The sequence below is a fragment of the Amycolatopsis sp. NPDC004378 genome, from assembly GCF_053602455.1.
Genome location: NZ_JBSGDR010000012.1, coordinates 148,666 through 174,681, shown reverse-complemented (window position 1 = coordinate 174,681; position 26,016 = coordinate 148,666). Strand labels below are relative to the sequence as shown.

Below are 26,016 nucleotides of genomic sequence, written 5' to 3'. Positions count from 1 at the left end.
GTGCGCGGTCTCGCGCCGACGGAGCGGTATCGCCTGCTCGTCGCCGCCGTCACGGATGCGCTATCGCGTCTTCTCGACGGTCGCAACGAGTGCTACGTTTCTCCTGGTGCAGGGCGATGCCGACCCGAGGAGCTGCGATGAGGCTTACCGCCAGCGCGCACACCGACTCGTTCTGCCGTGATCGGCTGCCGCCCTTCGAACAGTGGCCGCGGCTCGTCTTCGACCTCCCCGAGCTGCGGTACCCCGACCGGCTCAACGCCGCCACCGCACTGCTGGACGGCGCCGTCGAGCGGTTCGGCGCCGACCGGCCGTGCCTGCGCTCGCCCGCCGAGACCTGGACGTACGGCGAAGTCCTCGCGCGCGCCAACCGGATCGCGCACGTGCTCACCGCCGACTTCGGTGTCGTGCCCGGGAACCGCGTGCTGCTGCGGGGCACCAACACGCCGTGGCTCGCGGCGTGCTGGCTGGGCGTCCTCAAGGCCGGCGCGGTCGCCGTCTCCACGATGCCGATGCTGCGCCGCCACGAGCTCGACAAGATCGCCGACCGGGCGCAGCCGGCCGTCGCCCTGTGCGACGAGCACCTGCTCGGCGAGCTGCCGCCGGGACTGCCCGTCGTCGCCTACGGCACCGAACTCGCCGAACGCTGCGCACGGCACCCGGCGGCCTTCGCCGACGTGCCGACGGCCGCCGACGACGTCGCCCTGCTCGCCTTCACCTCCGGCACCACCGGGACACCCAAGGCGACCATGCACTTCCACCGCGACCTGCTCGCCATCGCCGACACGTTCTCCCGGCACGTCGTGCGGCCCACGGCGGACGACGTCTTCTGCGGCACCCCGCCCCTGGCCTTCACCTTCGGCCTGGGCGGGCTGCTGGTGTTCCCGCTGCACGCGGGCGCGTCCGTGCTCCTGCTCGAGCGCGCCACGCCCCGGGAACTGGCCGCGATCGTCGCCGAGCGAGCGGTGACCGTGCTCTTCACGGCGCCGACGGCCTACCGCGCGATCCTCGGCTCCGGCGACGGCCCCCTGCTCGCCGGGGTCCGCCGCGCCGTCTCCGCCGGTGAAGCCCTGCCCGCCGCCGTGGCCGAGCAGTACCGCGAAGTCGTCGGCCGGCCGCTCATCGACGGCATCGGCAGCACGGAGATGCTGCACGTCTTCATCTCCGCGGCCGACGACGCCGTCCGCCCGGGCACGACCGGCACCGTCGTGCCCGGCTTCCGCGCCGCCGTGCTGGACCTCGACGGCACGCCGGTGCCCGACGGCACGCCCGGGCAGCTCGCGGTGCGGGGCCCCACCGGCTGCCGCTACCTCGAGGACCCGCGGCAAGCCGACTACGTGCGCGACGGCTGGAACCTGACCGGCGACACCTACGTCCGCGAGCCCGGCGGCTACTTCCGGTTCGTGGCGCGCAGCGACGACATGATCGTCTCCTCCGGTTACAACATCGCGGCCCCGGAGGTCGAGGAGGTGCTGCTGACGCACCCGGACGTCGAGGAGTGCGCGGTCGTCGGCACCCCGGATCCGGACCGCGGTGCCGTCGTGACCGCCTTCGTCGTGCCGCGGCCGGGCGCCACCGCGGGCCCGGACCTCGTGCACGCCCTGCAGGAGCACGCCAAAGCCGTTGCGGCGCCGTACAAGTACCCGCGCCGGGTGCGGTTCATCGACGCCCTGCCGCGCAACGCGAGCGGCAAGCTGCAGCGATACCTGCTGCGCGAGCGGTGACGGGGGTGACGGGCCCGCTGCCGAGGTGGGGTGGCGGTGGGCCCGTCACGTTCGTGGGGTGCCGGGGACATGCCTCCATCGTACCCGCGCATTCGAACACTTGTTCGCGTCTCTTCGGCTGAATTCCGGCTACGGAACGTCACCGCAACCACGAAACCCGGCCCGTTACCCCTCTTCCGGGCGACATTCAGTCCTCAATGGACACTCACGGACCACGGAACCGCCCCCTGGCGTCCCCATGACAACCGACCCCGGCACCGGCGGGCGGTCAGCGGTGAAAACCCGGACACCGCCCTGACCTGGACCGGAGGAGCATCACCCCGACGCGCCGCGGAGCCGGTGGAGAACCCCGCGCCGCCACCCCATAAAGTCTTCGCGCAGCCATCCGGAGGTGAACGCCAGCGTGCCCGAGGTCGACTACTACGAGGTGCTCGGCGTCCGCCGGGACGCCACGGCGGCCGACGTCAAGACGGCCTACCGCCGGCTGGCCAAGACCATGCACCCCGACGGCGGCGGCACGGTCGGCACGTTCCGGCTGCTCCGCGAGGCCTACGACGTCCTGAGCGACCCGGTCGCCCGCGCGCGGTACGACTCCGGCGGCGCGACCGTCGTGCCCGTCCCGGTCCGGCCGCGGCCCCGGCGGCGCTTCGGCGACGAGCCCGGCTTCGTCCCCGACCTGCCGGAGCTGGACGCCGAAGACCTCAGCTGGTGGCACTTCGCCGGCCAGGACACGCGGATGCGCCACGGCCGCCGTCGCGGGCCCGGGCACACGCCGGTGGTCGCCGCGGTCGGCGGGATGGTGCTCGTGCTGCTGCCGCTGGTGACCGGCGTCGGGTTCAGCACCCCGGTGCTCATCGTCTGGCTGCTGCTCACCGCCGGGACCGCGGTGCTCGTTCAGCGCCTGGCCCGCGGCTACCTGCGCGCGAGCAAGGCGCGCGACGCGTACGCCGAGGAGTTCGGCGGCCGCACCGTGTTCGGCGCGCCCGGCACCGAGCGCGACGAGCTGGCCGAGCGGCTGACGGCCGACCTGCTCGAGACCTACCTGACCCGGCTGCCGGGCGCCCGCATCTTCCACGGCCTGGCCTGGCCCGGTTCGGTGTTCGCCGACGTCGACCACGCGGTGCTGTGCGGCAAGCGCCTGGTGCTCATCGAGTCGAAGCTGTGGCTGCCAGGCCACTACGAGACGGCGGAGGACGGCCGCCTGCTGCGCAACGGCCGCCCCTTCCGCGGCGGCGGCAGCCGGCTGGCGGAGAGCCTCGCGGCCTACCGCGAGCTGCTGCCGGGAGTGTCCCTGCGCGGCGCGATGATCGTGTACCCGAGCCGCAGCGGCGAGCTGACCACGGCCGACCCGGCCGACCTGCCGGCCGCCCCGATGACCCCGGAGGAGTTCCTGCACGAGATCGGCGAATGGCTCGCGGCGGAACCGTCCACTGTGGACCACGCGGCGCTGCGGACCATGCGCGACCAGGTAGTCGGCGGAGGCGGCCGCGCGGCTTGAGGTGCGGAGGCCACGACGAAAACTCCTCGCCCGCCATGTCAGGCTGGGGAGTGTGACCCACACCTGCGTGCCCGGCCAGGCCCTGTGAACTCCGTCGCCACCCTCGGCACCGTGCTGCTCGCCTACCTCCCGGCAGCGATCTCGCCGGGGCCGAACTTCGTCCTCATCGCGCACACCGCCGCCGCGGGGACGCGGCGCGCTGCCGTGGCCGTTGCCCTCGGGGTGGTCGCCGCCGGTGGGGCTTTGGCCGCCGTTGCCGTGTTCGGGCTCGGAACCGTGCTGGCCGGAGCACCCTGGCTGGCGACGGCTCTTCGCGTGGTCTGCGGCGGTTACCTCGCCTGGCTGGGCGTTCGGCTGTGGTGGCGCGCCCGGGCACCGGAGGAGCCGGGCGACGACGGCACGCCGGACCGGCGGCCCGCGGCGCTCTTCCGCCGGGGCGTGGTCAGCAATCTCACCAACCCGAAGGCGGCGGCGTTCTTCGGCAGCGTGCTCACCGCGACCCTGCCCCCGGCCGAACCCGCGGCCGTCAAAGCCGCCGCCGTCGGGCTCATCGTCGTCGCCTCGACCGGCTGGCACCTGAGCGTCGCCCTGCTCTTCTCCTCCCCCGCGACCCAGCGCTGGTACGCCCGCGCCAAGCCCGCCCTCAACCGCGTTGTCGGCACCGTTCTCGTCGTCCTCGGCGTCGCCTTGGCCGTAACGCCGTAACGCCGTAACGCCGTGAAGGCCTCCCCGCGCGAGCGAGGAGGCCTTCACGAACGAGAAGCCGGCTACCGTGCCCCGCCCGAGGCGCGCTGCTTCTGCGCGTGCGCGGACGCCGTGCAGACCTCGCCGACGTCGACCGTCTGGCCGCGGTCGGCGTACACGTCCGCCACGCCGACCAGCTTGCCCTTCGGCGACGTGCAGGTCAGCTGGTAGGCCTCCTTCGGCCCGTACGTCGGCGGGATCGGCGAGGCGAACGACACGTCGCCGGTCCAGTCGTCGACGGCGTTCGGGTCGGCCTGGTCGTAGTTGACCACCACCGCCTTGTAGTCGCCGGCCGGCGGGTCGAACAGCACGGCGTGCTCGGAGGTCGTGCCGCCGTTGGCCGACGAGCTGACCAGGTTGCCCGCCGAGTCGTAGACGAACAGGTCCCAGTCGGTCGAGCTGCTCTTCCAGTTGATGTTCACGCTGAACTTGCCGTTGTCGACCTGGGGCAGGCCGTTCACGTGGAAGGTGAACGTGTCGCCCGCCGGGTCGGCCGGGTAGTTCTGGTTGATCGGCGGCACCCCGGCCGGGTTGGTCACTCCGAAGCCCTGCTGCGCCGGGCCCTGCGGGTCGCGCCCGTAGCGGCCCGCCACGTACGGCCGGGTCGACGGGTTGACCGACCACGCGAACCGGCCGCCGGTCGTCGTGAACGTCGAGTTCAGGTTGTCGGTGACGTAGATCGGCGGCTTGGTGGTGCCGTCGGCCTGGATCACCGGTGACGTCGGCGTCTGGAACGTCTTGTGCAGCTTCAGCTGGTAGCCCTTCGGCGCCGAGCCGATCAGCGTCGAGTGCGCCTGCGGGTCGGCGGTGTTGGCCAGCATGTCGAGCAGCGCGGCGCGGTTGCCGCCCTTGCCCGCGCCGGTCGTCGGGGCCAGCCCGGCGTACTCGGCGACGACGGCCGTCTCGTAGGCCTCGTGGAAGCCGGCGCCGCCGACCTCGATGGTGAAGCCCCAGCCGCCGGTGGCCCAGTACGACCAGTCCTCGGTGGTGCCGGTCGTGTCGTAGAGCGCCCAGCTCGGCTCGCTGGTGTAGCCGTTGCGCGACGCCATCTTGTCGCCGAGGGCCTTGTAGACCGGCTCCTCCAGCGGCGGCCGCACGTCGGCGACGCCCGGCGGGCGCAGCACCAGGGCCGCGTTGGTGTGCCACGTGATCAGGTTCGTCACCTGGCGGTTCGACACGATCGACCGGATGTTGCGCGACTCCGGCTCGGAGAACGGCGCGGAGCCGCGGAAGGTGTCGCCGCTCCAGGCGATCTCGGCGCCACTGCCGCCCCAGAACCCGGCGTAGTTGCGGTTCGGGTCGGTGCCGCGGACACGGCCGGCGGGGTTGGCCTTGCAGACGCCGGTGGCGTACTGCGGCGGCGAGTCGCTGACGTTGCAGTTCTTGCGCTTCATTTCGTAGTCGAAGCGCGTGAAGTCGCCCTTGGGCTCGGCTTCGCGGGAGATGTCGAAGCCGTCCGGGTTGACGATCGGGACGACGATGTTGCGTGTCCTGCCGACCAGGCCGCGGATCTGGTTGTCGTGGGAGTAGCCGTTGATCAGCTCGTACGCCCACTCCATGACGTGCTCGCCCGCCGGCCACTCCCGGGCGTGGTGCACGCCCATGGTGAAGTCGATCGGCTTGCCGTCGGTGAGGTTCTTGACGTCGGTGGCGATCTCCAGCCCCATGACGTCGCGGCCTTCCCAGGTCGACTCCGGCATGGTGAACGCCGAGACGAGGTTCGGGTTGGCCCGGGCCAGCTCCTTCATCTCGTACTCGTAGTCGTAGAGGTGGCGGTAGCTGGTGCGCCCCGAGGGCAGCACGGACTTGGGCGTCGCGGCCGCGTACGCGCGGTCGGCCTTCGCGTCGGCGACGGACTTGGCGGAGAGGTCGGCCGTGACGACGGTCGACTTGAGGCCGCTCTTGGCGAGCGTGGCGCGGTCGGTGTCATCGGCCAGCACGACTTCGACGCCGGTAGCGTCGCCCTTCTCGGTGACGTCGAGGCCCAGGCCGGTCAGCTTGGTCTTGTCGGCGCGGGTCGGGGTCTGGACGCGGACCAGCTGCGCCTTCTGCGCGGCGGTCGGCGTGCCCTGCGGGGTCAGCGCCAGGAAGTCGACGCCGAGCTGGGCCCGGTCGGCCGAGCCGCCGTAGCGGCAGCCCTGGACGACCAGCTGCTGGCCCTTCTTCACGAAGCTTTCGGCGAGTTCGTGGGTGCGCAACGCGGCGGAAGCGGCGACCACGCCGCCCGTCACCTTGTCGAACACGGCGATGTCCCAGTCGCCTTCGACGCCCGACGCCGCCATGAGCCGGGCCTGGACCAGGCCGTCCACAGTGGACGTCACTTCGCGCTGGTCGGTGCCCGAGGTGCCCTTGGGCAGCACTTTCGCGAAGCACGAGCGCGGCACCGACTTGTCGGCGCGCAGGATGTTCTGCGCCGCGCCGGCGGTGCCGGACGGCAACGCGACGAACGCCGCGGCCAGTGCGACGGCGGACGCCGTCAGCACCAGTCTTCTTGGTGAATTCCCCACAGGCAAAGACCTCCTTGACGAGGCCGGCACAGCACGGACGTACCGGTAGCGAGTGACCGTAATGGACGAAAACCGGCTCCGGTAACCGCCGTAAGTCGTACAGCCTTCACCCCGTCTTGACACCTTTGGCCACCCAAAAGGACATTTCACCGGGAGTTCAACCCGGCGTCGGCTACTGTCGGTTCATGGTCACGGTCCCTGCGCGACGGACGCCGGTCGCGGTCTCGCTGAGCGGCATCGCGGCGCTCGTGCTCGGCGCCGCGCTGGTGCTGTTGCTGCAGGTGATCCCGCCGACCGACGAGATCAGCGCGACCCGCCGCACCATCAGCGAATACGGGCTGTCGGACCACAAGTGGGTGTTCGACGTCGCCGTGGTGCTGGTCGCGCTCGGCTCGGCCGCGGGGCTCGCGGCTCTGCACCACGAGCGGCGGCTGCCGGCGGCCGCCGCCGTCCTGGGTGCACTGTGGACGGTCGGGCTGCTGGTGATCGTGGCCTTCCCGAAACCGGACTGGGCGACGGTCTCGCGCGCGGACTTCGGCGGCACACTGCACCGGATCGCGAGCGTGGTGGCGTTCGTCGCGCTCCCGCTGGCGGTGCTGGTCGCTTCGCGCACGGCGTTCCCGGACTCCCCCGGCCGCCGGGTGCTGGCCCGCGTGCTCGCGATCGCGTCGCTGGGCTGGTTCGCGGTGATCCTCGGCGCGGTCGTCGTGGCCGCGGTCGAGGGCGGCCGCTGGTGGACGCTCATCCCGTTGGGCCTGGTGGAGCGCGGGATGGCGCTGACGGAACTGGTGGCGCTGGGCACCCTGCTGGCGCCGGCCCGCGCTCAGCCGCGGTAGAGCTCCGTCAGCAACGCGGCGGCCAGGTGCGTCGCCGGGTGCGCGTCGCGGTGGCGCCAGATCAGCCGGACCGGCACCGGGTCCGCGTCGCGCAGCGGCCGGTAGCGGATGCCGTCGCGGCGGTACTGCGCCGCGGTCGCCTCGGGGGTGACGCCGACGCAGCGCCCGGTCGCGATGGCCGCCAGCCAGTCGTCGATGTCGTGGGTGTACTCGACCGCCGGGCGCGCGCCTTCGGGCCACAGGTCGGGCGTCGTCGTCCCGGTGCGCCGGTCGACGACGAGCGTGCGTTCGCCGAGTTCGGCGAACGGGATGACGCGGCGCCGCGCCCACGGGTCGTCCGAGGCGAGGGCGACGTACCGGCGTTCGCGGCCGACGAGCACGTGCGCGTACCGGTGGCTGTCCACGGCGGTGCGGACGACCGCCAGGTCGCAGCGTCCCTCGGCCAGTCCCCCGGTCGCCGTGTTGGTCCGGACCAGCTGCAGCTCGACGTCGGGGTACCGGTCCTGCCAGCGCCGCTGGAACTCCGTGGTGTGCCGCCCCACCGCCGACCACGCGTGCCCGAGCCGGAGCCGGGCGTGGCCGGTCGTGACCTCGTGCACGAGCGTTTCGGCGTCGGCCAGCAGCACCCGGGCCCGGGCGAGGACCGTCACGCCGGCCGTGGTCGGCTCGACGGTCCGGCTCGTGCGGTGCAGCAGCCGCACCCCGAGGACCCGTTCCAGCGCGAGCAGCGTCCGCGACACCGTGGCCTGCGAGACACCCAGCTCGGTCGCGGCGTCGGTGAAGCTCCCGGTGTCCACGACCGCGACGAAGTGCCGCAGGTGGCGCAGCTCCAGCGAGGCATCCATACGTCCAGCGTATAGCCGGCGTGTCGGATGCATTTTGCGTATGCGTCGGCCGGGCCGATAGTCGGGGCATGGCGAACGAAGGACGGTGGCGCGGTGCGGCGCTGATGGCGGGCAGCGGGCTGGCCAACCAGGTGGGCGCGTCCGTCGCGGCCCTGGCCTTCCCGCAGCTCGGGCCGGCCGGGGTCGTCGCGGTCCGCCAGTGGGTCGCGGCCGCGGTGCTGCTGGCGACCGGGCGGCCACGCCTGCGCGGGTTCACCGCGGCCCAGTGGCGGCTCGTGCTGACCCTGGCCCTGGTCTTCGGGACGATGAACCTGGCGCTGTACAGCGCGGTCGACCGGATCGGCCTCGGCCTGGCCGTGACGCTGGAGTTCCTCGGCCCGCTGGGCGTCGCGCTCGCTGGGTCGCGGCGCCGCGGCGACCTGCTCTGCGCGCTCGCCGCGGCGGCCGCGGTGGTGGTCCTGGTGCGGCCGCGGCCGAGCACGGACTACCTCGGCATCGGCCTGGCGCTGCTCGCGGCGGCGTGCTGGGCGAGCTACATACTGCTCAACCGCGCGGTGGGGGCCCGCATCCCCGGCGTCGCGGGCTCGGCGGCCGCCGCCGGCGCCTCCGGGCTGGCTTACCTGCCGGTCGGCGTCTTCGCGATGATCGCGCACCGCCCGAGCGTGGGCGCGGTCCTGGCCGCGGTGACCGCCGGCGTCCTGTCGTCGGCGGTCCCGATGCTCGCCGACCTGCTGTCGCTGCGGCAGGTCCCGGCCTCGGTGTTCGGCACGGTGATGAGCGTGAACCCGGTACTGGCCGCATTGGTCGGCTGGGTGGTCCTCGGCCAGCGCCTCGACGCGCTCTCCTGGGCGGCGATCGGCGTGATCGTCGTGGTCAACGTCGTCGCGGTGGTCAGACCTGCCGCAGGACCGGTTCCGTCGTCTCCGTCAGCCGCGGGTCCGGCCGTTCCCCCGACATCGCCAGGAAGCCGCGCGCGACCCGGAGCAGCAACGGCCAGTTCTTCGGGTTCTTCTTGTCCACCCCGCCGATCAGCTGCTTGAGCATCGAGAGCGTGTCGAAGTAGATGCGCTCGCACACGAGGTTCTCGTCGCCGTCGAAGACGAAGTAGGCCGTCATGCGCACGCGGAACGCCGAGCCTGTCGGCGGGATCGCGCCGAGCGGGCCGAGGTGCGTGCCCAGCAGCCAGAACTCGACGGCGACCGCGTCCGCGCTGTGGCGCAGCGCGATCAGCTCGTGGTGCTGGTCGGGGAACGCGACGCGGGTGTCGTGGTAGTAGCCCCGGACGGCGCGGTCGCCGTCGTGCACCGTCATGGTCGCGATCACTTCGTAGTGCGGGTGCGGGAACGTCGAGAGCGTCGCGTCCCAGTCCTGGGCGACCTCGTCGCGGAAGTGGTCGAGCACCAGCTTCTGCCGCGCCGCGAGGACCTCGGGGGCGGGGATGTCGAACTCGGTCATCGCATTCCCTTAAATCTACGGTGTAGGTAACCGACGATAACCTACACTGTAGACACGCCGACCGGAGGGGAAGCCATGACCGGAGCCTTGACCAGGGTGAAGCCCGTCGTCCGGTGGAGCCTCGGCCACGCGCTCCCCCGGGCCGTCCTGCGCCGCGAGGCCAAGCGCGGCGACCTGCAGGGCCGGATGGTGGTCGCGGCGGCCGACGGCCGGGACCTGACCGGGCTGTTCGAGGAGATCCGCGCCGCCGGGCCGCTCGCCCGCACCCGCTTCGGCTGGATGACCACCACGCACGCCGCGGTCCGGGAAGTGCTGTCCAGTGAGGACTTCCGCGTCGGCGTGGTCGGCTCCGACGGCTCGCCCCTCGGCCGGCTGATCGAGTGGTCGGCCGGCGAGCACCTGCACCCGGTGCGGCCGCCGTCGCTGCTGGCCGTCAACCCGCCCGAGCACACGCGGTACCGCAAGCTCGTCACCGGCGTGTTCACCGTCCGGGCCGTCGAGCAGCTGCGCGTGCGGGTCCAGGAGATCGCCGACGGCCTGCTCGACGCGCTCGATCCCGGGCAGCCGCTCGACCTCGTCGAGTCCTACTGCGGCCTGCTGCCGGTGACGGTGATCAGCGAAATCCTCGGCGTGCCGCCGTCCGACCTCGGCAAGGTGCTTTCGCTGGGCGGGGCCGCCGCCCCCAGCCTCGACCTCGGCCTGGGCTGGCGCACCTTCCGCGACGTCGAGGTCGCGCTGGCCGAGTTCGACACGTGGCTCGGCGAACACCTCGAGCACCTGCGCCGGCACCCCGGCACCGACCTGTTCAGCAAGCTCGTCGCCGCCCGCGACGACGGCGTCGGCCTCACCGAAACCGAGCTGAAGTCCACCGCGGGCCTGGTGCTGGCGGCCGGCTTCGAAACGACGGTCAACCTCCTCGGCAGCGGCATCGCCCTGCTGGCCGGCGACCCCGGGCAGCTCGCCGTGCTGCGCGAGCGGCCGGAGCTGTGGGGCAACGCGGTCGAGGAGGTCCTGCGCTACGACCCGCCGGTGCTGCTGACCGGCCGGCTGGCGACGCGCGCCACCGAGGTCGCGGGGGTGCCGCTGCCGCGCGGAGCCCTGGTCACGACCGTGCTGGCCGGCGCGAACCGCGACCCGGGGGTGTTCACCGAACCGGCCGTCTTCGACGTCACCCGCTCCGGCGCGCGCGACCACGTGTCGTTCGGCGCCGGACGGCACCACTGCCTGGGTGCCTCCCTGGCCCGGATGGAGGGCGAGATCGGGTTGCGCACGATCTTCGAGCGGTTCCCCGGCCTGCGCGTGCTGCCCGGCGGCCGCCGCCGTGAGACGCGGATCCTGCGCGGCTACGAAAGCCTGCCCGCGGTGCTCACCTCGTGACGACCAGGCGGGGACGCCCGCCCAAGGACGCGGACGTCCTGTCCCGGGACCGCATCCTGCGGGAAGCGCTCGCGCTCGTCGACGAAGAAGGCCTTGCCGCGGTGAGCATGCGCAAGCTCGCGCGCCGGCTGGGCGTCGACCCGATGAGCCTGTACAACCACGTCGACGGCAAGGACGCGTTGCTGGACGGCATCGCCGAGGTCCTGCTCGCCGCGATCCCCGCGCCCGCACCGGGGACGGACCTGCGGCAGACGATGTCCGCGCTGGCGCACGGGTTCCGGGCCGCGATGCTCGACCACCCGCGCGCGGCCCAGCTGGTGCTGACCCGACGGCTCGCGTCGATGACGGCGCTGGCGCCGGTGGAAGCCGTGCTCGGCCCGCTGCTGGCGGCGGGCTACCCGCCGGAGCGCGCGGTGCACGGGTTGCGGGCGGTGCTGGCGTTCCTGATCGGGACGCTGATGCGGGAGGTCGACGCCGCGCCGACGTTCAGCGGCACCGGCGACCGGGGCCGGCTCGCCGACCTCGAGGGGTCCGGGCTGCCGGCCGTTTCCGCGGCGGCGCCGTACCTCGCGGTGTGCGACCACGAGGCGGAGTTCGAGTTCGGGCTGGCCATCCTGCTGGACGCCCTCGCGCCGTGACTCAGCGGATGCGTTCGTGCAGGGCGGCCATGCGGGCGTCGAGGTCCGCCGCGGTCTTCGCCGCCGCGGCCAGCTCGCCCGCGAAGTCCTCCGGGACGCTGTCGGCGTACTTGTACGACAGCTTGTGCTCGACGGCGGCCCAGAAGTCCATCGCGATGGTGCGCAGCTGGACCTCGACCTTCACCTTCTCCACGCGGTCGGACAGGAACACCGGGATGCGGACGATCAGGTGCAGGCTGCGGTAGCCGTTGGGCTTCGGGCGCGCGATGTAGTCCTTGGTGCGCAACAGTTCCACGTCGTCCTGGGCGGTGAGCATGCGCGCGACTTCGTACACGTCGGAGACGAACGGGCAGACGACGCGGATGCCGGCGATGTCGTCGAGGACGTGCGCGGCGGCGATCCAGTCGTCGCCGAGGCCGCGGCGGTGGACCTTCTCCTTGATCGCTTCCGGCCGCTTGACCCGGCTCGTGATGTGCTCGATCGGGTCGTGCCGGTGGACGAAGTCGAACTCCTCGCTGAGGATCCGCAGTTTCGTCATCAGCTCTTCGATGGCGAACTTGTACATCAGCAGGAACCGCGGGAGCTGTCCGGCGACGGCGAGCTCGTCGGCCGCCTCCCGCAGGTCCTCGGCCGCCGGATCGGTGGTCACTGAAGCCTCGTGCTGTCGTCGGTCGTGGGCGCGCACCAGGTTACTGCGCTCCCTCCGGTCAACGATCACCGGCGGCCGCGAGTTCCCGCCCGTCACCGGATCGGGTCAGGGAAGCCGTAGAGCCGGCGCGCGTTGGCGCCGAGGACCGCGTCGCGGGTGCCGGGGTCGGGGACCCAGTCCGCCAGCAGGTCGACGAGGTCGCCGTCGTTCGGCATCGGGCCCCAGAAGCCGACGTGGGGCCAGTCGGAGCCGTAGACGCACCGGTCCGGCGCCGCCTCGACGAGCTCCCGGGCGAGGCGCACGGTCTCGGCGTAGGGCGGGTCGGCGAGCCGGTTGGCGCCGGAGAGCTTGACCCAGGCACCGTCGGCGACCAGGTCCCGCACCACGCCGGTGCCCTTGGCCGGGTCGGGCGCGCCGAGGTGGTCGAGCACGTACGGCACGCGGAGCCGGCCCAGGCGCCGGACGTGGGGCTCGAGCGTCTCGGGGTCGGTGAACAGCTGGAGGTGCCAGCCGTGCTCCAGGCAGACGGCTTCGAGCCGATCCAGCGCGGCGAACCCGACGCCGCCGCCGGTCAGGGTGTTGATCCGCAGCCCGACGACGCCCGCGTCGTGGAGTTCGGCCAGTTCACGGTCACCGGCACCGGGGTCGACGACCGCGACGCCCTTCAGCCGGCGGGGGTTCGCCCGGAGCGTGGCGAGCAGGAGGGAGTTGTCGGTGCCGTGCACGCTGACCTGCACGAGGACGCCGTAGGTCATGCTCGTGGCGTCAAGCATCGCGAGGTAGTCGGCTTCGGCGGCGGGCGGCGGGGTGAAGCTGCGGTTTTCGACGAACCCGCGTTCCCCGACGACGTGCGCGTGGGTGTCGACGGAGCCGGGCGGCACCACGACCCGGACCGGGGCGCGAGGCCGCGGGTCCGGGCCGGGGCAGCGGGCGTACTTCCGCTCGGGAGCGAATTCCACGCCGCTTATTGTGCCTGCTTGCTTACTTGGCGGCAGTGGCTGTCGCGGTGGCCGAGGCCGACGCCGCGACGCACTTGACCGCGGCCGCCGCGGCCGCGTTCTTGTCGGCCTTGCCCTTGGCTTTCTGCTGCTTCTGTTCGGTGGCCATGCCCTGCTGGCCGGCGGCCGCGTTCGGGTCGGCGGACGCCTGGGAGACGCAGTCGAGGAGGGCAGCGCAGTTCTGCTCGGCGGCCTGGTTCTGGGCCGCGTTGCCCTGGTCGGCCATGCCGTTCTGCGCCGCCATGCCGTTCTGGTCGGATGCACCGTTCTGGTTGGCCATGCCGTTCTGGTTCGCCATACCGTTCTGGTCCGCCGCGCCGTTCTGGCTGGCCATGCCGTTCTGGCTGGCCATGCCGTTCTGGTTCGCCATGCCGTTCTGGTCGGCCATGCCGTTCTGCGCCGCCATGCCGTTCTGGTCGGATGCACCGTTCTGGTTGGCCATGCCCTGCTGGTCGGCCATGCCGTTGGCGCCGGTGGCCTGGGTCAGGCATTTCTGGACCACCGCGCACGCCTGCTCGGCTACCGCATTCTGGTCGGCGGCGTTCTGGTTCGCCGCGCCGTTCTGGTCGGCGGCGCCGTTCGCGCCGGCCATGTCCTTCTGTTTGGCCTTGCCGTGGTGGGCAGCGGATCCGCCCTTGCCGGAAGCCATCCCGTTCTGATCGGCCGTGCCGTTCTGGTCCGCCATGCCGTTCTGGTCCGCCATGCCGTTCTGGTCCGCCGTGCCGTTCTGGTCCGCCATGCCGTTCTGGTCGGCCGAGCCGTTCTGGCCGGCACCCTGCTGATCGGCGCCCTGCTGGTCGGCACCCTGCTGATCGGCCGTACCGTTCCCAGCCGCGCCGTTCTTCTTGGCTCCCTGGCCGACCTTGGCCTTTCCGGCACCCATCCCCTTCTTCTCGGCTGCGGCCTGATCCGCCAGCGCCGCGCAGGACGCCACCGCCGCGTTCGCCGCCACCGCTCCTCCGCAACCCGCTGCTGCCCGGCGTTGCTGGATCTGGTTCACCACCGCCTGGCGGTTGGCGATTCGGGCCACCGATTGGGCGTCCGGGGCTTCCTGCTGGCTCTTGATGAACGTCAGGTTGTTCTGCAACGCCGTGTCCAAGCCACTGCAGTTCTCCGTCGCCGCGTTGCTCGCCGGGCCGCTCAAGGCTATTGCCGTCGCCGTTGCGGCTGCCACTCCCAGCAGCGCTGCGAGTCCGATCGTCGCCGGTTTGCGGTGTCGTCCGGCCGTGCGCTCGTGGGGCATCAGCCCCTCCTCTCGGGTCGCCACCTCACCACGGCACACGGGACGCCGCGGTCGATGGTTCACCGGAACGGAAACCGGATGTCCACAGTGGACAAATGTGCGTGACGGCACCCCGGTCCGGCGGTCTCGCCGGGTCGGGGTGCCGTGCTTACCAGGCCGCGTGTGATCCCGGTGTCAACGGACGTCAGCGAGGCGCGACCTGCACGCTCCAGTCGCCGTAGCCGTACGGCGGTGCGATCACCGGCACGCCCGCGTCGCCGACCGTCGTCCACGGGCCGACCGGCCGCAGCACGTAGCTGCCGACCGGGACCTTCGTGAACGTCGCGTAGCCGTTCGCGTCGGTCTGGGCCAGCGCGACGACGTGCGTGCCGTCCACGCTCAGGGTGACCTTCGTCTTCGCGAGCCCTTCACCGGCGTCCGGCTGCCCGTTGTGGTTGCGGTCCACCCAGAGCTGCCCCTTGGCGTCGGCCGTCATGCCCGGCACCTCGGCTTCGGCGTAGGTGTAGGGACCCGAGCCGTACGTCTTGCCGTCGTCGAAGGAGCAGTCGAGGAAGGTCCGGCCGAAGTGGGCCGCGACCTCGGGCACCTTCCCCGACACGTGCAGCACGACGCGCTGGCCCGGGGCCAGCTGCCCGGCCGGGTGCAGCGGGGAGAACGCGCCCCACTGGTCGGCGGGCACCTGCAGGCCCTGGCCGGAGCCGGCCGGGTCGCAGCCCGCGTACAGATCGGTCAGCGGGCGGTCGCCGGTGTTGGCGAGGGTGACCGTCGCGGTCCCGACTTCGCCGACGGCGTAGCTGACCTTGTCGAGGCTGATCGACGCGGTGAGGACGTCGGAGAGCGGCCGGATGGCCTGGGCCTCGAGGGCCGTGTTCGCGCCGCTGCCGTCCAGGCGCAACGCCGGGAGGGTCGGCGGCACCACCCAGCCGCCCGGCACCTTCTCGAAGTGCCAGCTGAAGCCGTTCCCGACGGGCAGGCCGTCGATCGCGAACCGGCCGGCCGCGTCGGTCGTCGCGACGACGTCGTGCGCCATCCCGGTGCCGATGACGTGGACTTCGGCGCCGGCGATGTCCTCACCGGGCGACGGCTTCCCGTCCCGGTCGCGGTCGCCGTAGAGGTGCCCGGCGATGCGGTCGGTGGTGCCCGCCGGCACGAGCGGGACGGTCACCTGCGCCGTGTTGTCGGTCCAGTCGGCGTCCCCGTCGACGTACGCGCTGAACTCCACCACCGGGTTGCCGTTGGCGGGCATGGCGACGGTCCCGTGCAGGTGGTACATGCGGGTCTCCCCCGGCGCGAACGACGCGCCACCGGCCGCGTGGAGGTCACCCCACTCCTCGTCCTTGACGGAGAAGTAGGGCCCCGACTGCGTCATGCCGGACCCGGTGACGTGCGTCGCCGCGGTGTCGCCGAGGTTGCTGATCGTCAGGTCGACCGGGATGGCGTCCCCCGGCAGCCACCGGCCCGGCAGGGCGGTGGCGGTGACCTTGAGGTTCGGCCCGGTCTCGGCGGAGGCGGGTGCGGCGGTGACGCCGGTGAAGACGAGCGCGGCGGTCAACGCGCCGCAGGCCGTCAGCGTGAATCTGCCCGTGGGCATGGTGTTCCCCCTGTTCTTCGGTTGTCCGACAGAAGTTAGGACTCCGGCCGGACAACCGGCAGGGCGGAACGTTCCGGGAACCGGGCCGGGCAACCCGGGCGGGTGGCTCGCGCGTCTTCGCCCGCCCGGGGCCCGGCCTACCCGAGGTCGGCCAGCTGCGGCACGGCCGGGGCCATGCCCTCGATCCACGCGGCGGGTGAGCCGGTGGTCGGCGTGACGATCGCGGTCTGCACGCCGAGCTTCGCGTAGTCCGCCATGGCGCGGACGAAGTCGTCGCGGGTGTCCGGCGTCGGACGCGGGTTGTTGGCCAGGATCGTCTTGCGGATCTCGTCGTAGTCGCGGCCGACGTCGTCGCAGTGGCGGCGCAGCACGTCCAGCTTGTGCGCGACGTCGTCGGGCGAGCTGCCGAACAGGTTGCACGCGTCGCCGTACTGGGCGACCAGGCGCAGCGTCTTGCGTTCCCCGCCACCGCCGACGAGGATCTTCGGGCGGCTGATCGGCTGGGGTGAGCAGAGCGTCTCGGCGAGCTGGTAGTGCTTGCCTTCGAACGGCCCGTTGTTCTCCGGGTCCCACATCTGCCCGCAGATCCGCAGCGTTTCTTCCAGCCGTTCGAACCGCTCGGCGATCGGCGGGAACGGCACGCCCATCCCCCGGTGCTCGCGTTCGAACCAGGCCGCGCCGGCGCCCAGCACGGCCCGGCCGCCCGAAAGGACGTCCAGCGTGGTGACGATCTTCGCGAGCAGGCCGGGGTGCCGGTAGGTGACGCCGGTGACGAGCAGGCCGAGGTCGATCCGGGACGTGTGCGCGGCGAGGTAGCCCAGCGTCGTGTAGCCCTCCAGCATGTTCGACTCGGCGGGCAGGCCGGTCGGCTCGATCTGGAAGTAGTGGTCCATGAAGGACAGCCAGGTCGCCCCGGCTTCCTCCGCCGCGGCGCCCACCCGGGCGAGCTCGCCGGCGATGGCGGTGGTGCCGCCTTCGATGTCGAAAATGGGGAGGTGGAAACCGAGTTCCATGGAGCTTTCTCCTGACGTGCGGTCGAAGTGCCCCCACCGTAGGACCTGGAGCGCGCTCCAGGGCAAGCCCCGGGATCAGCGCCGCGCCTCGATCGTCAGGTCTCCCCTGGTCACCGCCCGGAGGTGGGCGCCGGCGAGCTGCTCGTGCGGGTAGCCGAGGTCGATCGACGCGGCTTCGCCGAGCCGCGCCACCTGGGCGTCGGTGAAAGTCACTTCCAGCGCGCCGAGGTTGTCCTGCAACTGCGCGGGCGTGCGGGCGCCGAGGATCGGGGCCGTCACGGCCGGGTTGAGCAGCGTCCAGGCCAGCCCGACCTGGGCGGGCGTGCGTCCCAGCTCCGCGGCGACCTCCCGCACGACGTCGGCGATGCCGAGGGTGCGTTCGGTGAGCAGGCCGATTCCGGAGTTGAAGCTCTTGCGGGTGCCGTCCGCGACGTTCGCCGAGGTCAGGTCGGCGCGGCGGTACTTGCCGGTGAGCAGCCCGCCCGCCAGCGGCGAGTAGGGCGTAACGCCCAATCCCATCGCCCGCGCCATCGGGATCAGGTCGCGTTCGGCGGCGCGGTTGGCGAGGTTGTACTCGATCTGCAGCGCGACCAGCGGCGCCCAGCCGCGCAGGTCGGCGATCGCCTGCATCCGCGAGACCTCCCAGGCCGGGACGTTCGACATCGCGACGTAGAGGACCTTGCCCTGGCGGACCAGGTCGTCCAGGCCGCGCAGGATCTCCTCGACCGGCGTCGTGAAGTCCCAGACGTGCAGGTAGAGCAGGTCGAGGTAGTCCGTGTCCAGCTGCCGCAGGCTGGCTTCCACCGACGAGAACAGGCTCTTGCGGTGCGGTCCGCCGGAGTTCGGGTCGCCGGGCCGGCGCAACGTCGTGTACTTCGTCGCCAGCACCAGGCTTTCGCGCCGGTCACGGGCGAACTCGCCGAGCAGGCGCTCGGCGCTGCCGTCGGTGTAGGTGACCGCCGTGTCGACGAAGTTGCCGCCGCGCTCGACGTAGGTGTCGAACAGCTTGCGTGCGTCGTCGCGCCCGGCGCCCCAGCCCCACTCGGTGCCGAAGGTCGCGGTGCCCAGCGCCAGCGGCGAGACCCGCAGGCCGGAGCGGCCCAGCAGCCGGTAGGTGTCGAGGGTGAGCGGCATCGTGTCCTCCTGGGTCGGTGGTCCGTCGGGCTCCAGCCTCGCCCGGCCGCCGGCCGGGGGTAAGGGAAGACGCTGCCTGGGAACACGAGTCCCACCCCGGCTGTTGGAACCGGGCATGATCACCCCGACCGTGGAGCTGGCCGCGTTCCTGCGGACCCGGCGCGAGCGTCTCGACCCGCGGGACTTCGGCCTGCCGGCGCGGCGGCAGGCCCGCCGGACCCCGGGCCTGCGCCGCGAAGAGGTCGCCGAGCTGGCCGGGGTCAGCATCGACTACATCGTGCGGCTGGAGCAGGGGCGCGGGTTGCGTCCCTCGGCTGACGTCGTCGAGGCGCTCTCGCGGGCGTTGCGCCTGACGCCCGACGAACGCGGCTACCTCTTCGACCTGACCCGGCAGCGTCCGCGCACCACCGGCGAACCCGCCACCGCCGCGGAGCCGTCGCTGGCCGGGCTGGTCGCCGACCTGTCGCCGCTGCCCGCCATGCTGATGAACCACCGGTTCGACATCCTGGCCTGGAATCCGGAAATGGCCGCGCTGCTGCTGGACTTCGCCACTTTGCCGCCGCCGCGGCGCAACGCGATGTGGCTGTGCCTGCTGCACCCGGAGATCCGCGAGTGCTATGTGGACCGCGAGCGCGTCGTGCGGGAGGGTGTCGCCCACCTGCGCGCCGCGTGGGCCGCCCATTCCGACGACCGGGCGCTGAGCGGCCTCATCGCCGAATGCCTCGGCGACGAGGAGTTCGCCCGGCTGTGGGCCGAGCGGGACGTCAAGGTCAACGGCCGCGGCAGCAAGGCCTTGCGCCGCCCCGGCGCAGGCGTGCTCTCCGTGCGGTTCGAGGTGCTCGCGCCGCTCCAGGACACCGACCAGCGGGTGATGATCTGCCGCCCCGCGGACGACGGCAGCCGGTCGGCCCTGGACCGGCTGCTGGCCCAGGCGCGCGACGAGGTCTGACGCGATCCGGCTGGACCCCGGCCGGTGAGCAGCGCCCAGAGAGTCCGGGAAGACATGACTTTCCCTGCGGTTGAACGAAAACGGTACCGGAGCGGGTTCGGTCAACCGTGGAAGTCGCTGCGGTACGAGTGATCGCCGAAGATCGCCCGTCCGCTCATGCCCCACCTACCGCACGCCCGCGAGGAACTCCGCCACGTCGGCGTCGGTGGTCACCGGGATGCCCGCGGCCCGCAGGTGGCCGGCGAACTCGGCCGACTTCCGGCCGCCCTGCGCGATGAGGAACGGCGGCGCGCCCGCGGCCGGGTACGCCAGCGGGCTCGCCGAGCGGAGCGTCTCCGGCGCGCGGCCCAGCGCCGTCAGGATCGACGCGCGCGTGAGCGGATCCAGCCCGGCGAGGTCGAAGTCGGCCGGCGCCGCCAGGGCCGCGACGGCCCGGACGGCGGTGCCGGGTTCCCGGGCCACGCCGAGCAGCGACGCCAGGGTGCCGCCGGTTCCGGTGCCGACGGCGGAGACGCGCGCCGGGTCGACGTCCAGCGCGGCCGCGTTGGCCTTGAGGAACCGGACCGCGCACTTCGCGTCGTCCAGTGGCGCCGGCCACCGCGCGGCGGGCGCGAGGCGGTAGTCGATCGACGCGACGGCGAAGCCGCGGGCCGTCAGCGCGTCGCGCAGCGGACCGAGCCGGGACCCGGCGAGCAGCGCGCCCGGGCCGGTCGGCTTGCGGTTGCCGTCGAGCAGCCCACCGCCGTGCAGGAAGAGCGCCACCGGGGCGCCCCGGCTGTCCGGGCGCGGACGCGAGATGTCCATGAGCAGCGGGATCCCGTCCGGGTGGCAGTACTCGACCGTGCTGCTGTCCAGCAGCGGCGAAACCGTGGTGCCGGTCAGGTTGTCGCCGGCCGCGACCGTGCCCGCCGCGCCGGCCGCGAGCACCAGCAGCAGCACCGGGAACAGCACGATCCACGCCGAGACGCGCCGGACCGCGGACGGCCGTGGGTGCGCCCGCCGCCGCGCCACGACCAGGAACCCGAGCACGGCGATGACCTGCAAGGACGCCGCGACGTAGTCGGTGAAGCCGACGACCGTGTCGGCCGGCTGCCAGGGGTCGAGCCGCGCGAGCAGCCCGAGCGGGCGGCTGGCCACCCACAACGCGAGGCTCGCCGTGGCGACCAGCGCGCCGGCGTGCGCGGTCTTGCGCGTCGGCCAGCCGAGGACGATGACGGCGGCGACGAGCTCGACGGCGGCGAACAGGCCGAACAGCATCGCGTAGAACTGCCAGATCCGCCAGAGCGCGGCCACCGCGGCGGCCGGGATCAGGGCCCCGCCGAGCGCGGCGAACGCGGCCGTGACCAGCACCGGACCGCGTCGCAACGGCAGCGGGACGGCGTAGCGCGAGGTCGTCGACGGGCGGCGTGTGCCGGAGTGCCCGTCGACGACCTTCATAGCGCCAGTGTCACCCTGGACGCGGGCCGGCGCACCTACTTGCGCGCGAGGAGTGCCAGGACCTCGTCCTGCGTGCGGTCCCACGGGAACGGCGAGAACCACACCTCCAGTCCGAGGCCGGCCGCCTCGCGGGCGGCGGACTCGATCCGGTCCAGGTCGGTGCCGATCAGCCGCACGGCCGTGCAGTGCAGGTCGTCGCGGATGATCGTCAGCTCGCGGCGGACCAGGTCCGGGTCGAACGGCCGGTTGAACCGCCCGCCCCGCTCGAAACCCGTGTCGTAGCCGATGCCTTTGGCCCGCATGATGCCTCCGAAATTAGGGTACGGTCCGTACCGTACCCTAGTGCGGTAGAGTGGCGCCATGGCCGAGAAGACCCGGCGGCGGGGCGCCGAACTCGAGGACGCGATCCTGCGCGCCGCCGCGGAAGAACTCGCCGGCGCCGGCTACCCCGGGCTGACCGTCGAACGGGTCGCGCAGCGAGCCGGTACCAACAAGAACGCGATCTACCGCCGCTGGCCGAACCGCGCCGCGCTCGGCGTCGCCGCCTACCGCCACCTGGCCGAGGACACCCTCGAGCCGCCCGACACCGGCACCCTCCGCGAAGACGCGCTGGGCCTGCTGCGCGCGATCAACTGCGGCCAGACCTCCCCCGCCGCCCGGGTCCTGCGCGGTCTCCTGACCGGCGTCGGCGACGAGCCGGAGTTGCGGCGGCAGCTGCACGAAATGGCCGCCGAGGGCGGCGCGAAAAGCTGGCTGACCATCCTCGACCGGGCCATCGCGCGCGGCGAGGCGCGGCCCGGCGCTCGCACGCCGCGCGTCGCGACCGTGGCACTCGTGCTGCTGCGCAACGAATACCTCACGCGCGGCCTGACCACAGTGGACGAAGACGTGCTCGTCGAGATCGTCGACGACGTCTACTTGCCCTTGGCGGGCGCGTAGATCGTCACGCGCAGGGCCGGGTCCTCATTGGCCTGGAAGGTCGCGTAGTCGAAGACTCGCGGCTCCGGCAGGCACAGCGTCTTCCGGCCCGATCCACCGTGGACGACCTCGTGGTTTTCCCACCACGCCGCGAACTCCGGACAGCCGGAACGCAGCCGCGTCGCCAGTTCGGTGAACGCCGGGTCGCCGGCCCACAGGTCGTGCGCGGCGTGGAACTGCGCCACGACGTGCTCGGCCTGCCCGGCCCAGCCGGCGCCGAACAGGCGCCGCGCCCGCGCGTCGAGCAGCATGAAGACCAGGATGTTCCGGTCGGCTTCCGGCACCGCGCCGAAGTCGACGAACAGTTCGGTCACCGCCCGGTTCCAGACCAGGACGTCCCAGCGGCGGCCGGTGACGTACGCCGGCTCGGCCAAGCCCTCGACGAGCCGTCGCGTGGCTTCGGGCACTTTCTCGCGGGTGAACGCCGTGCGAGCCGGGTTGCGCGCCAGGGCCCGCAGGTGGGCGCTTTCGGTGTCGTCCAGACGCAGGGCTCGGGCAAGTGCTTCGACCGTCGAGGACGACGGGCTCACCGTGCGGCCCTGCTCGAGCCGGATGTACCAGTCGACGCCGATGCCGGCCAGCTCGGCGACCTCTTCGCGGCGCAGCCCCGGCGTCCGGCGGCGGCGCCGGTCCGGCAGCCCGAGCGCCGCCGGGCTCAGCCGCTCGCGCCGCGACCGCAGGAACTCCCCCAGCCCCGCCCGTGCCGCGTCCGGCATGACCGCCTCCCTGACCCTGGACAGTCCCAGGATAATACCAGGTCTGGATAGCCTCGCCGGATTCCCCGACGATCGGGGCATGAAAGCCGCGATCCTCGAAGAATTCGGAAAACCCCTGTCGGTGCGCGAAGTCCCCGAGCCGGTGCTCGGCACGGGCGAGGTGCTCGTCGACGTCGTCGCGGCCGGGGTGCTGCCCTACGCGGCGGAGGTGTTCCGCGGCGAGCGGAACTACGCGCTGACGCTGCCAGTCGTGCCCGGCGCGGGCGCCGTCGGCCGGGTGCGCGCGACCGGCCCGGACGCGACCCGCCTGGCTCCCGGCGACTGGGTGCTGTGCGACCCGACCATCCGCTCCCGCGACGACGCCCTCACCCCGGACATCACGCTCCAGGGCCTCAGCGCCCGCGGCGAGGGCGGGTTGTTCCTGCAACGCCACTACGGCCACGGCGCGTACGCCGAACAGCTGCTGCTCCCGACCGAGAACGCGATCCCGCTCGGGCCGATCGACCCGGCCGACGCCGGCCGGTGGACCGCGCTCGTCCTCTGTCTCGTCCCGTACGGCGGCCTGCTCGCCGCGGACCTGCGTCCTGGCGAGACGGTGCTGGTCAGCGGGGCCACCGGGAACTTCGGGAGCGCGGCCGTCGCGGTCGCGCTCGCCATGGGCGCGGCCCGGGTGGTGGCGCCGGGCCGGAACGAAGCCGCCCTGGCCGACCTCGACCGCCGGTTCGGCGACCGCGTCCGCACCGTGCGGCTCACCGGCGACGGCGACACCGCCCGCATGCGCGAGGCGGCCGGCCGGCCCGTCGACGTCGTCCTCGACCTGCTGCCGCCGTCGGCGAGCACCGCGCCGGTGCGGGCCGCCGCGATGACGGTCCGCGAGTTCGGCCGCGTCGTGCTGATGGGCGGGGTCGGCATGCTCGGCGGTGACGACCTCGCCCTGCCGTACCCGTGGCTCATGCGCAACAGCGTCACCGTCCGCGGGCAGTGGATGGCCCCGCGGACAGCGAGCGCGAGCATGATCGCGCTCGCCCACGCGGGTCTGCTCGACCTCGGCCGGTTCTCGGTGACCGAGTTCGGGCTCGACGAGATCACGGCCGCGCTGGACCACGCGGCGAGCACCTCGGCGCGGTTCGCCCTCACGGTCGTCCGGCCTTGAGTAGCTTCGAAGCATGACCCGACTCGCCCGCCACGCCACGATCGCCGCCGCCCTCGACGAGGCCGCGGACGCCCTCCTCGACACCGCACGCCCGCTCGGCACCGGGATCGGCGGATCGACCTGGCTGCTGGAGGTGGCGGCCGAGCCGGTCTTCGTCAAGCGGGTCGCCCTCACCGACGTCGAGCGGCGGCACGAAGGCTCGACCGCCGACCTGTACGGCCTGCCACCCTGGTCCCACTACGGCGTGGGTTCGGCCGGGGGCGGCGCCTGGCGGGAGCTCGCCGCCCACCGCGCGGCGAGCGAATGGGTCCACACGGGACAGTGCGAGAACTTCCCGCTGCTGCACCACTGGCTGGTCCGGCCCGGCCTGCCGCGCCCGCACACCGACATCGAGGCGGACGTCGCGTTCTGGCACGGCGACGCGGGTGTCCGGCGGCGCCTCGAAGCGCTCGCCGCAGCGACCACCGATCTCGTGCTGTTCCTCGAGTACCTGCCGCACAGCCTCGCCGACCGGGCGGACGACGACCTGCCGCTCGAGCAGGACCTGCGCCACATCACCGATTTCCTGGCCGGGCAGGGCATCCAGCACTTCGACGCGCACTTCGCCAACATCGTCACCGACGGCGCACGGCTCTACCTCACGGACTTCGGCCTCATGGTGTCACCGCGGTTCGAGCTGTCGGACGCGGAGGCGGAGTTCCTCGCCGACCACGCCGACCACGACCGGGCCTACGTCCGGACCCACCTGGTCAACCGGGTCCTGCGCGGCCTGCGCACGTGGCCGGACGCCCGCACCCGCAACACCTTCGTCCGCGAACACGCGGCGCAGTCCGGCCACCCGCTCGTGCGCCGTTACGCGCCGCTGGCCGCGGTCGTCAACGACTTCTACTTCGCGCTGCACGCCGAAAGCCGCAAGACGCCGTACCCGAAGGACGAGATCGCCCGGCAGCTGGAGCGCGTCGGTTAGAAGGCGCCGATCAGCCGGTCCATCGCGCGCTCGGCGAGGGCGGCGATCGTCATCGACGGGTTGCAGGCGGCGGTCGTCCCCGGCATCAGGGCGCCGTCGAGGACGTACAGGCCGCGGTGGCCCAGCACGCGGCCCTCGAGGTCGCAGACCGATCCCATCGCCGCGCCGCCGAGGGGGTGCCACGTGCTCGGCGAGACGGCGGTCGTGTCGAGCAGGACGCCCAGCGGGCCGGCGATGCGCGAGATGCGCTCGTGGATGCGCGCACTCAGCTTCGCGTCGGCGCCGGACGGCCAGTGCAGGACGGCGTCGTCCTTCGCGGCGTCGTAGACGAACCGGCCGCGTCCGGCGGAGATGCCGTAGCCGACGAGCATCGTGGTCCGCAGGTCCGGCAGGGGCGGCAGCGACGCCTGGATGACCGTGTTCGCCGTCGCCGGGTCGTCCCATTCCTTGCTGCCGTAGACGACCGGGCCGCCCTGCGGCGTGCCGAAGTCGCCGGCGAGGTTCGTCCAGGTGTAGATGCGGTCGCCGTTGCTGCCCCAGCCGGTGCCGAGCGCGTCGGGCAGGTCGGGGATGGCGCCCTTCGCGCCCGCGCGCATCAGCAGCCGCGTCGTGTTCGCCGTGCCGGCCGCCATGACGAGCGATTTCGCGGTGAGCACCTTCTTCTCCAGCACGGTTCCGGAAGTGTCGATGCGGTCGACGTGGATCTCCCAGCGGCCGTCCGGTGCGAGCGCGACGTCGGTGACGTTGTGCAGTGGCGCGACGGTGCAGCGGCCGGTCGCTTCGGCGGCCGCGAGGTAGGTGACGTCGACCGAGTGCTTGCCGCCGTTGTTCACGCCGAGCGCGCAGTCGCCGTTGGTGTAGGACGGTTTCATCTCGCCGCGGAGTTCACGCAGCGCGTAGTCCCAGTCGATCGGCATCGGGATCTTTTCGACGGCGTAACCCGCGTCGCGCGCGTTGCGGGCGAAGACCCGCGAAGCCTTATACGGCTTGCTTTCGACGAGAGCGTCCGGCGCGGTGGCGATCCCCAGCATCCGGGCGACGCGCGGGTAGTACTCGGCGTCCAGGCGGGCGTAGTCGAGCTGTTCGGGGAAGCAGGCGTGGAACAGCTCGGCCGTCGGCTGCAGCGTCATCCCCTGGTAGACCAACGAGCCGCCGCCGACGCCGGCCGCGCACATCATGGTCATGCCCTGGCCGCTCACCTGCTCCAGCAGCCCGGTGTAGCGCTCGAACGGCGGCAGCGACGGCAGGCCGGGCAGCGCGGGCGCGGAGCCGAGCCAGAAGATCCGCTTGTCGGGCGACGCCGTCGGGTGCGGGAACGTCTCGGCGTCCGGCCCGGTCGGCCAGCGGCGGCCGCGTTCGAGCACCAGCACCGGCACCCCGGCCCGGGCCAGCCGCAACGCCGTCACGCCGCCGCCGAACCCGGACCCGATGACGACGACCCGGTGCTCCTCCCGGGTGGTCGGGACCCGGGCCGCGCCGAGGGTCGCGAGGGCGGCCGCACCCCGGAGGACGGTCCGGCGGTTCAGGCTGGGCATCGGCGAACTCCTCGCGACGGTGACTTTGCGTC

22 protein-coding genes and 2 pseudogenes are annotated in these 26,016 nt (G+C 72.8%); 11 read left to right on the top strand and 13 right to left on the bottom strand.

Translation table 11 applies throughout. The annotated features are described in order from the left end of the window. Positions 1-137: 137 nt before the first annotated feature. The 3 genes from ACWEN0_RS30750 to ACWEN0_RS30740 all read left to right on the top strand — a co-directional run bounded on the left by ACWEN0_RS30750 (position 138) and on the right by ACWEN0_RS30740 (position 3,924). A complete protein-coding gene (locus tag ACWEN0_RS30750; protein WP_451981250.1) occupies positions 138-1,721 on the top strand; it encodes an AMP-binding protein in 1,584 nt (527 codons plus the stop codon). Between the two features lie 403 nt (positions 1,722-2,124). Then, on the top strand, positions 2,125-3,219 hold the full coding sequence (locus ACWEN0_RS30745) for a J domain-containing protein (RefSeq protein WP_451981247.1): 1,095 nt from the start codon (positions 2,125-2,127) through the stop codon (positions 3,217-3,219). A gap of 84 nt (positions 3,220-3,303) precedes the next feature. Beyond that, on the top strand, positions 3,304-3,924 hold the full coding sequence (locus tag ACWEN0_RS30740) for a LysE family translocator (RefSeq protein ID WP_451981244.1): 621 nt from the start codon (positions 3,304-3,306) through the stop codon (positions 3,922-3,924). A gap of 62 nt (positions 3,925-3,986) precedes the next feature. Here the strand turns inward: ACWEN0_RS30740 and ACWEN0_RS30735 are convergent, their stop codons facing one another. Further along, positions 3,987-6,446 carry a M14 family zinc carboxypeptidase gene (locus tag ACWEN0_RS30735; RefSeq protein ID WP_451981241.1) on the bottom strand — a complete coding sequence of 820 codons (2,460 nt, stop codon included), beginning with the start codon at positions 6,444-6,446 and terminating at the stop codon, positions 3,987-3,989. Positions 6,447-6,655: 209 nt separating this feature from the next. Between ACWEN0_RS30735 and ACWEN0_RS30730 the strand changes: the two genes are divergently transcribed. Continuing rightward, entirely contained in the window at positions 6,656-7,306 is a 651-nt protein-coding gene (locus ACWEN0_RS30730; RefSeq protein WP_451981238.1) for a DUF998 domain-containing protein, read from the top strand. Here the strand turns inward: ACWEN0_RS30730 and ACWEN0_RS30725 are convergent. Further along, positions 7,294-8,151 (bottom strand): LysR family transcriptional regulator, encoded by an 858-nt coding sequence (locus ACWEN0_RS30725; RefSeq protein WP_451981236.1) that lies wholly within the window; start codon positions 8,149-8,151, stop codon positions 7,294-7,296. The two genes, ACWEN0_RS30730 and ACWEN0_RS30725, sit on opposite strands and share 13 nt — an antisense overlap. Before the next feature lie 68 nt (positions 8,152-8,219). Between ACWEN0_RS30725 and ACWEN0_RS30720 the strand changes: the two genes are divergently transcribed. After that, the gene (locus tag ACWEN0_RS30720; RefSeq protein ID WP_451981233.1) at positions 8,220-9,191 is read left to right on the top strand and encodes an EamA family transporter; all 972 of its coding nucleotides are present in this window, start codon (positions 8,220-8,222) and stop codon (positions 9,189-9,191) included. Positions 9,192-9,240: 49 nt separating this feature from the next. Here ACWEN0_RS30720 and ACWEN0_RS30715 read toward each other — a convergent pair. Further along, positions 9,241-9,606, bottom strand: a pseudogene (locus ACWEN0_RS30715) (ester cyclase); the annotation flags it as partial. Between the two features lie 75 nt (positions 9,607-9,681). Here ACWEN0_RS30715 and ACWEN0_RS30710 point away from each other — a divergent pair. Then, positions 9,682-10,983, top strand: coding sequence for a cytochrome P450 (locus ACWEN0_RS30710; protein WP_451981230.1), 1,302 nt, complete (start codon positions 9,682-9,684; stop codon positions 10,981-10,983). Next, entirely contained in the window at positions 10,980-11,621 is a 642-nt protein-coding gene (locus tag ACWEN0_RS30705) for a TetR/AcrR family transcriptional regulator C-terminal domain-containing protein (protein WP_451981227.1), read from the top strand. Before ACWEN0_RS30710 ends, ACWEN0_RS30705 begins: the two co-directional genes overlap by 4 nt. Position 11,622: 1 nt before the next feature. On the opposite strand, the gene ACWEN0_RS30700 is transcribed toward ACWEN0_RS30705, so the two are convergent. The 6 genes from ACWEN0_RS30700 to ACWEN0_RS30675 form a co-directional block, all read right to left on the bottom strand. After that, positions 11,623-12,270 (bottom strand): GTP pyrophosphokinase, encoded by a 648-nt coding sequence (locus tag ACWEN0_RS30700; RefSeq protein WP_451981224.1) that lies wholly within the window; start codon positions 12,268-12,270, stop codon positions 11,623-11,625. A gap of 92 nt (positions 12,271-12,362) precedes the next feature. Continuing rightward, positions 12,363-13,229, bottom strand: coding sequence for an amidohydrolase family protein (locus ACWEN0_RS30695; protein WP_451981221.1), 867 nt, complete (start codon positions 13,227-13,229; stop codon positions 12,363-12,365). 22 nt (positions 13,230-13,251) lie between these two features. Beyond that, positions 13,252-14,511, bottom strand: a complete 1,260-nt coding sequence (locus ACWEN0_RS30690) for a hypothetical protein (protein WP_451981218.1) — start codon at positions 14,509-14,511, stop codon at positions 13,252-13,254. A 184-nt stretch (positions 14,512-14,695) separates the two neighbouring features. Then, the gene (locus ACWEN0_RS30685; RefSeq protein WP_451981215.1) at positions 14,696-16,102 is read right to left on the bottom strand and encodes an SdrD B-like domain-containing protein; all 1,407 of its coding nucleotides are present in this window, start codon (positions 16,100-16,102) and stop codon (positions 14,696-14,698) included. 137 nt (positions 16,103-16,239) lie between these two features. Next, complete coding sequence (locus ACWEN0_RS30680) at positions 16,240-17,115, bottom strand: LLM class F420-dependent oxidoreductase (protein WP_451981212.1); 876 nt, start codon at positions 17,113-17,115, stop codon at positions 16,240-16,242. 75 nt (positions 17,116-17,190) lie between these two features. Continuing rightward, positions 17,191-18,249 (bottom strand): aldo/keto reductase, encoded by a 1,059-nt coding sequence (locus ACWEN0_RS30675; RefSeq protein WP_451981209.1) that lies wholly within the window; start codon positions 18,247-18,249, stop codon positions 17,191-17,193. Positions 18,250-18,364: 115 nt separating this feature from the next. Here ACWEN0_RS30675 and ACWEN0_RS30670 point away from each other — a divergent pair, with 115 nt between their 5' ends. Then, complete coding sequence (locus tag ACWEN0_RS30670; RefSeq protein WP_451981206.1) at positions 18,365-19,198, top strand: helix-turn-helix domain-containing protein; 834 nt, start codon at positions 18,365-18,367, stop codon at positions 19,196-19,198. Positions 19,199-19,363: 165 nt separating this feature from the next. Here ACWEN0_RS30670 and ACWEN0_RS30665 read toward each other — a convergent pair whose 3' ends face one another. Next, positions 19,364-20,635, bottom strand: coding sequence for an alpha/beta hydrolase fold domain-containing protein (locus tag ACWEN0_RS30665; RefSeq protein WP_451981203.1), 1,272 nt, complete (start codon positions 20,633-20,635; stop codon positions 19,364-19,366). A gap of 44 nt (positions 20,636-20,679) precedes the next feature. Beyond that, positions 20,680-20,937: pseudogene (locus ACWEN0_RS30660) on the bottom strand (hypothetical protein); the annotation flags it as partial. 58 nt (positions 20,938-20,995) lie between these two features. Here ACWEN0_RS30660 and ACWEN0_RS30655 point away from each other — a divergent pair. After that, positions 20,996-21,574 carry a TetR/AcrR family transcriptional regulator C-terminal ligand-binding domain-containing protein gene (locus ACWEN0_RS30655; RefSeq protein ID WP_451981200.1) on the top strand — a complete coding sequence of 193 codons (579 nt, stop codon included), beginning with the start codon at positions 20,996-20,998 and terminating at the stop codon, positions 21,572-21,574. Here ACWEN0_RS30655 and ACWEN0_RS30650 read toward each other — a convergent pair. Further along, the gene (locus ACWEN0_RS30650) at positions 21,550-22,329 is read right to left on the bottom strand and encodes a helix-turn-helix transcriptional regulator (RefSeq protein WP_451981197.1); all 780 of its coding nucleotides are present in this window, start codon (positions 22,327-22,329) and stop codon (positions 21,550-21,552) included. The genes ACWEN0_RS30655 and ACWEN0_RS30650 overlap by 25 nt on opposite strands. 79 nt (positions 22,330-22,408) lie before the next feature. Here ACWEN0_RS30650 and ACWEN0_RS30645 point away from each other — a divergent pair, with 79 nt between their 5' ends. Next, a complete protein-coding gene (locus ACWEN0_RS30645) occupies positions 22,409-23,482 on the top strand; it encodes an alcohol dehydrogenase catalytic domain-containing protein (protein ID WP_451981194.1) in 1,074 nt (357 codons plus the stop codon). Between the two features lie 13 nt (positions 23,483-23,495). Beyond that, positions 23,496-24,449: a hypothetical protein gene (locus ACWEN0_RS30640; RefSeq protein ID WP_451981191.1), complete on the top strand. Its 954-nt coding sequence runs from the start codon at positions 23,496-23,498 to the stop codon at positions 24,447-24,449. Here the strand turns inward: ACWEN0_RS30640 and ACWEN0_RS30635 are convergent. Further along, entirely contained in the window at positions 24,446-25,984 is a 1,539-nt protein-coding gene (locus ACWEN0_RS30635; protein ID WP_451981188.1) for a GMC oxidoreductase, read from the bottom strand. The two genes, ACWEN0_RS30640 and ACWEN0_RS30635, sit on opposite strands and share 4 nt — an antisense overlap. Positions 25,985-26,016 lie beyond the last annotated feature (32 nt).

Coding starts and splice junctions, on each gene's coding strand:
- ACWEN0_RS30750 (WP_451981250.1), top strand. CDS start 138: ATGAGGCTTACCGCCAGCGCGCACACCGACTCGTTCTGCCGTGATCGG.
- ACWEN0_RS30730 (WP_451981238.1), top strand. CDS start 6,656: ATGGTCACGGTCCCTGCGCGACGGACGCCGGTCGCGGTCTCGCTGAGC.
- ACWEN0_RS30725 (WP_451981236.1), bottom strand. CDS start 8,151: ATGGATGCCTCGCTGGAGCTGCGCCACCTGCGGCACTTCGTCGCGGTC.
- ACWEN0_RS30720 (WP_451981233.1), top strand. CDS start 8,220: ATGGCGAACGAAGGACGGTGGCGCGGTGCGGCGCTGATGGCGGGCAGC.
- ACWEN0_RS30710 (WP_451981230.1), top strand. CDS start 9,682: ATGACCGGAGCCTTGACCAGGGTGAAGCCCGTCGTCCGGTGGAGCCTC.
- ACWEN0_RS30690 (WP_451981218.1), bottom strand. CDS start 14,511: ATGCCCCACGAGCGCACGGCCGGACGACACCGCAAACCGGCGACGATC.
- ACWEN0_RS30685 (WP_451981215.1), bottom strand. CDS start 16,102: ATGCCCACGGGCAGATTCACGCTGACGGCCTGCGGCGCGTTGACCGCC.
- ACWEN0_RS30680 (WP_451981212.1), bottom strand. CDS start 17,115: ATGGAACTCGGTTTCCACCTCCCCATTTTCGACATCGAAGGCGGCACC.
- ACWEN0_RS30675 (WP_451981209.1), bottom strand. CDS start 18,249: ATGCCGCTCACCCTCGACACCTACCGGCTGCTGGGCCGCTCCGGCCTG.
- ACWEN0_RS30670 (WP_451981206.1), top strand. CDS start 18,365: ATGATCACCCCGACCGTGGAGCTGGCCGCGTTCCTGCGGACCCGGCGC.
- ACWEN0_RS30665 (WP_451981203.1), bottom strand. CDS start 20,635: ATGAAGGTCGTCGACGGGCACTCCGGCACACGCCGCCCGTCGACGACC.
- ACWEN0_RS30655 (WP_451981200.1), top strand. CDS start 20,996: ATGGCCGAGAAGACCCGGCGGCGGGGCGCCGAACTCGAGGACGCGATC.
- ACWEN0_RS30650 (WP_451981197.1), bottom strand. CDS start 22,329: ATGCCGGACGCGGCACGGGCGGGGCTGGGGGAGTTCCTGCGGTCGCGG.
- ACWEN0_RS30645 (WP_451981194.1), top strand. CDS start 22,409: ATGAAAGCCGCGATCCTCGAAGAATTCGGAAAACCCCTGTCGGTGCGC.
- ACWEN0_RS30640 (WP_451981191.1), top strand. CDS start 23,496: ATGACCCGACTCGCCCGCCACGCCACGATCGCCGCCGCCCTCGACGAG.
- ACWEN0_RS30635 (WP_451981188.1), bottom strand. CDS start 25,984: ATGCCCAGCCTGAACCGCCGGACCGTCCTCCGGGGTGCGGCCGCCCTC.